A 4779-nucleotide genomic window follows, 5' to 3' on the forward strand; every position below is an offset into this window, starting at 1 on the left:
GCATTTGGTTCTACCGCTGACATCATCCAAAGTGATTGATCAACCGGTCTGTTGATATCTGCAAAGTTATCCTTAAGTTTAATTTGACTATTTGCTTTAACATTACTATATAAACTGCCGCCTTCTGTAGCTGGCGTTACTTTGAACTCGTCATAAAATCTTTGAACATGCTCTGGATAACCGATTTTTAAGACTAAAGTGTCTAGCTTCTTTAGCGCCTTTTTCTTAGTTGTATCTGACAGCCAATAATTCTTTTTTAAATGATCTTGGTAAACCGCAATCATATTTTTAACGATTTTAGTAGCATCGGCTTTGGCTTCAGCACCTAAGTATTTTTCGCCATAGTATTGGCCAATGACATCACCAAATAATCTGACCGTCTCATCATAAGCAAAGCGCTCATCTTCATCTAAAGAATCTACTCCGTACATTGCTTTTCTTAGTGGTAATCTTGCTTTCCGAAATTCACGTGACAAATACCGTGCCGCTTGATTAATAAAATACCCGATTAGCCAGCCTTTTAATTCAGCAAAATGTTCTTCATTAAACAATTCATCAAATTTATCTAAATAGCCTGGTTCAGTAACATTAACTTTCTTAGCGGCTTCAAGTCCGGTTTCTTTCAGCAAAGCAGCTAGATGAATATTTTTACTCTGGCTTTCAAATTCTGTCACACTCAGTGGATGATATATGTTTTCAATCTCAGAATTATATTCTGCTGATTGATAGACCTGGGCCAAACGCTGATCCAGCGTAACTGCTCCTGCGGCGTATTGCTCAGCTTTATCCTGCTGAACACCACTCATTACCAGCAAATTAACGGTTTGCTTTTGCCAAACATCAAGCAAGTTAGCGGTTTTTTCATTACCATAATAGCTGGTATCGGACAAAATCAAATTTTGCCGGTAAAAAGTGACAATATTTAGTTGTGCATCCTTAAAATCTGGTTCCACTTCAAATTTAAACGGCAAGTTGTCGGCTAGCAACAAATTCGCCAAGTTCTTATTGATATCTGCTAAATTGTCGAGTCCGGTTAAAAAGGTCAAGTCTTCCGTAATTGGAGCAGCGCCGTCATTAGCTCTTTTTTCTTCATCTTCAGCTACACGGTAAAATTCAACTGCTTTGTTAAAGTTCTTAACTTTAGGAACCGGTTTTTTACCAGCAACAAAAGCAGAAAAGTCTTTTAAAAGGTGATTGCGTGTTTGCTGTTCTGCTATGTCAAAGCCATTAATCCACGGCTGACCTGCAGGAACAGGGTTCTCTTGCAACCATTTTGAATTTACAGCCAAGTAAAGGTTATCTTGCTCACGTATATTTACATCAGGCTTAGTAGAATCACCAAAACCACCACGAATATTAAATTTAATCATTTGCTTTTCTCCTATAATTTAATCTTTTTCTTATACAGATAATACCTTCAAGGGGTGAGACAAGTTAAAAAGTGTCACATTCGACTTTTTTATTTTTTCGTATGGTATTTTTTTTAAGCTTTATACCGATTTAACTGAAGACACTAAAAAGCGTATTTGAATTCCAAATATCAAATACACCTTTTTTAATTCCTTCCATATTTATCAAAAAAACCTTTCACATCTTTACTATACTCCGGCATGCCCAACGAACTAATGTAATCAATTGCCCTTCGAGCCTTATTTAAATACTCATCCTTTCTTTCATAGTGATAATTCACTATATTTTTAAGTATAAAAATGCAGTTTTTATAAAAAAACAAGTTCGGCTTAGTAATAATTTGATCAGCTGCTTGAATAAAAAATTCTGTTTCTTTATATCTATTTTCCTCAATACACATAAATAAAATGTTAATCACTATTGCTAATATTGTTTCTTGAACATTCGAATTCCCCGAATAGCGAAATTGTGTAATTACTCGCCGACTTATTAACAAATTGTTATCAAGATCATAAAGTGTCATAAAGTTACAATATAGAGCCAATTTACTTTCGTCAAAATCAGAAATATTAAAAATCTTTTCTTTCAACTCAATTTGATCTTTTTCATCAAGATTTTCTACGTTATGATTACCAACTAAGGCTATAACTGCATTTATAAATAACAACTGATCTTCTTTATCAGCTATTTCGCTATTTGCAATAACATTTTTAATATCCTTAAGCTGATCCTTATCATTATGATAAAACGCTTCATTCATTGCCTCGCCAATATCTCTGTTTTCGTCATATCTTACTTTATCTTCTTGACTAAGCTTGCCAAAAAATTCCCACAATTTAATGTTATTAGCACGCAATAATTCAATCAAATCCTCAGCTGTAATTCTATGCTGATCTTTTTCAACTTTTGAATAATATGATGTACTAATCGTATTACCAGCCCATTCTTTTTGTGTTTTCGAGCTCTCAATTCGATATTGCTTTAGCAATTGTCCTATTGTCATTAGTGCTCCTCCTTAATTTCATTCAAATTTGGCGTTTAACATTCAAATGTGACATTTTTGATAATCCTTATTATAACCAGGTTATAACTTAATATATATAAAATTTGATTTAGGAGTTATAAATTATGGACATTTTTATAAAGAATAAGGATTATAGAAAATTTACAATCGCCAGTTTTTTATCTGGTGCAGGCAATATTTTGTTTTACTTAGCACTTATTACTTATGCAAGTAAATTAAGAAATTACGCCTTGGCTATTTCATTGATTTCAATTTCAGAATCAGTACCTCAAATTTTTCAAGTTCTTAGTGGATATTTAGCTGACCGTACAAAAAACAAATTCAAGTTAATGGTCTGGTTAGCCGTTATACGCTTTGGACTCTATCTAATCGTCGGCTTACTTTTCGCTAGTGGTTTTGCTGGCTGGAACCTAGTTTTAGCTGTTATTGGCATTAACTTAGTATCAGATATTGCCGGTTCATACTCTGGTGGCCTTCAAATGCCTCTAATTGTTAACATTGTTGGAAATGATGAAGTTGCTGAAGCTGAAGGATTTGTTAGTGGGATCAACGGTATTATCAATATGATTGCACAATTCATTGGCTCTGGTTTATTACTTTTTATGTCTTATTCAAGCCTAGCAATCTTCAATGCCTTAACAGTTCTAGCAGCAGGTGTCCTTTTTGCCAGCGTCGGTCGCAATTATTACAAGACTCGTCCTCAAGAAGAAACTACTTCAGTTAATGAAGAGGGCTTCTTTAAAACAATTGCTTTATCATTCAAACAAGTAAAAAAAGCAAAGGGATTATTGTCGGTCGTTCTAGTAATTGCCTTACTAAATGGAGTCTTAGGAACAATTGAGCCTTTAATTTCAATCGTAATCGCTGGTAATAAGTCTTCTATGGTCATTGGAACGTACAGTTTCACGATTGCCCTAATAGGAGGTGTAATGACTGCTGGTATGGCGCTTGGTAGTATTGTAGGCACAAAATTATTCAAGAAAATGTCATTATTCACTATCGCAATTATTTCAACAGTTCTAAGTATCGCAGTTATTGGTACAATGCTTATTAAAAATATTTTTATTTGCCTACCCATCATGGCAAGCCTTGCAGTATTTATTGGTACAGCTAGCCCTAAATTAACACAGTGGCTTGTTGAAGCTGTTGATCAAAATATTTTGTCATCAACTATGGGAATGCTTAACACTATTTTAGTTGTGACTGTACCAGTTGTAACAACTATTTTTACTACAATTACTGCTTCGCTCGGTATTACTATCGCATTAACACTATTATGTGTAACTTGTTTAATTGTTTTGGTAACAATAGTAAAGGTAGTTTATTCTACTAATAAAAAAGAAGCTGCTAATGCGGCATAACTAGAAATAACTTCATTTTACAATTTACCCATTATTATTTATTCTTAAAAAACAAAAATAGCCACAAAATTGAGAATATAAACTAAATAAATTTGTGGATCACCTAAAACTTCCCGATTTTGCAAACTGAAAATACAGCCTTCCTGGGAGTTTAAATTGTCATAAGTTTCTTTCTTGTTTGCGTAATAGACTGCTGTCAAAATAACTAATATTAATCTCAAGAAAATCATAGTATGATCGCCACTAGCGGTAGTTATCCCCCCAAATTTTGAGCTTCAACAACTAGCACAAAGGGAATCATGAATAGAACCAAGTGCCCATTAACAAAATGCTTTTCTTTGCTTTGCGTGTAATAGTAAAATTTGCTTTAAAACAAGCTCGACACAATGCATCAATGCTAATTGGGATCAAAAAAATAAGTAAATTTTGTCTTTAATTTTTATCGTAAATAAAAAAAACCGATAAATTATCGTTTTGAGAAATGTAATTTATTGGTTTTTGTCTTTTTATAACTATTTATTTAAGTGTCAGCAAATAATTATATCCCTTAGCAAAAGCTATATTGTTTGCCAAGCGGTTTCCTGTATTACCATAGCCAGTAAACTTAAAAGCCAAATATTTTGCTTTTTTGACCAGCGCTTTGTCTACTTGCCATTCAATTGGCAAAACTTGAAGCGATTGCAAATGTGCAACATCTGTTATTTCTTTAGTAGCCACTGGCTTTTTAGATGCATTCAGTAATACCAATTCTGCTTTATTAATTAAAACAGGAGCAGCCAGGCCATAATTAGTTAAATTAACTTGATAGTCAATACTCTTCTCATCTGCTTGATAGCTAATATCTTTAACTGCTAATCGGTAACCCAGATAATCCCTAATATATTCATACCAAGAACGGCTTATTTCATTATCATTAGTGTCTTTAAACCATGATTTTTGATACGGTAATTTATATTGCTCTAAAAGAGTTGGTGTTACTAATTG

The 4779-nt window shown here is 33.4% G+C and carries 4 protein-coding genes; 1 reads left to right on the forward strand and 3 read right to left on the reverse strand.

All coding sequences use genetic code 11. The features are described from left to right. Nucleotides 1–1370, reverse strand: a 1370-nt coding sequence (locus CRG87_RS07450) for a M13 family metallopeptidase (RefSeq protein WP_101138722.1), incomplete at its 3' end; no start/stop codon positions are given. Between the two features lie 185 nt (nucleotides 1371–1555). After that, a complete protein-coding gene (locus CRG87_RS07455) occupies nucleotides 1556–2413 on the reverse strand; it encodes a helix-turn-helix domain-containing protein (protein WP_074426131.1) in 858 nt (285 codons plus the stop codon). Nucleotides 2414–2538: 125 nt separating this feature from the next. On the opposite strand from CRG87_RS07455, the gene CRG87_RS07460 reads away from it, so the two are divergent. Beyond that, the gene (locus CRG87_RS07460) at nucleotides 2539–3795 is read left to right on the forward strand and encodes an MFS transporter (protein ID WP_074426132.1); all 1257 of its coding nucleotides are present in this window, start codon (nucleotides 2539–2541) and stop codon (nucleotides 3793–3795) included. 516 nt (nucleotides 3796–4311) lie between these two features. On the opposite strand, the gene CRG87_RS07470 is transcribed toward CRG87_RS07460, so the two are convergent. Further along, on the reverse strand, nucleotides 4312–4779 hold a 468-nt coding region (locus CRG87_RS07470; RefSeq protein WP_133125497.1), incomplete at its 5' end, for a DUF4832 domain-containing protein.

The sequence above is a fragment of the Lactobacillus apis genome (assembly GCF_002837055.1).
Taxonomy (GTDB): Bacteria; Bacillota; Bacilli; order Lactobacillales; family Lactobacillaceae; genus Lactobacillus; species Lactobacillus apis.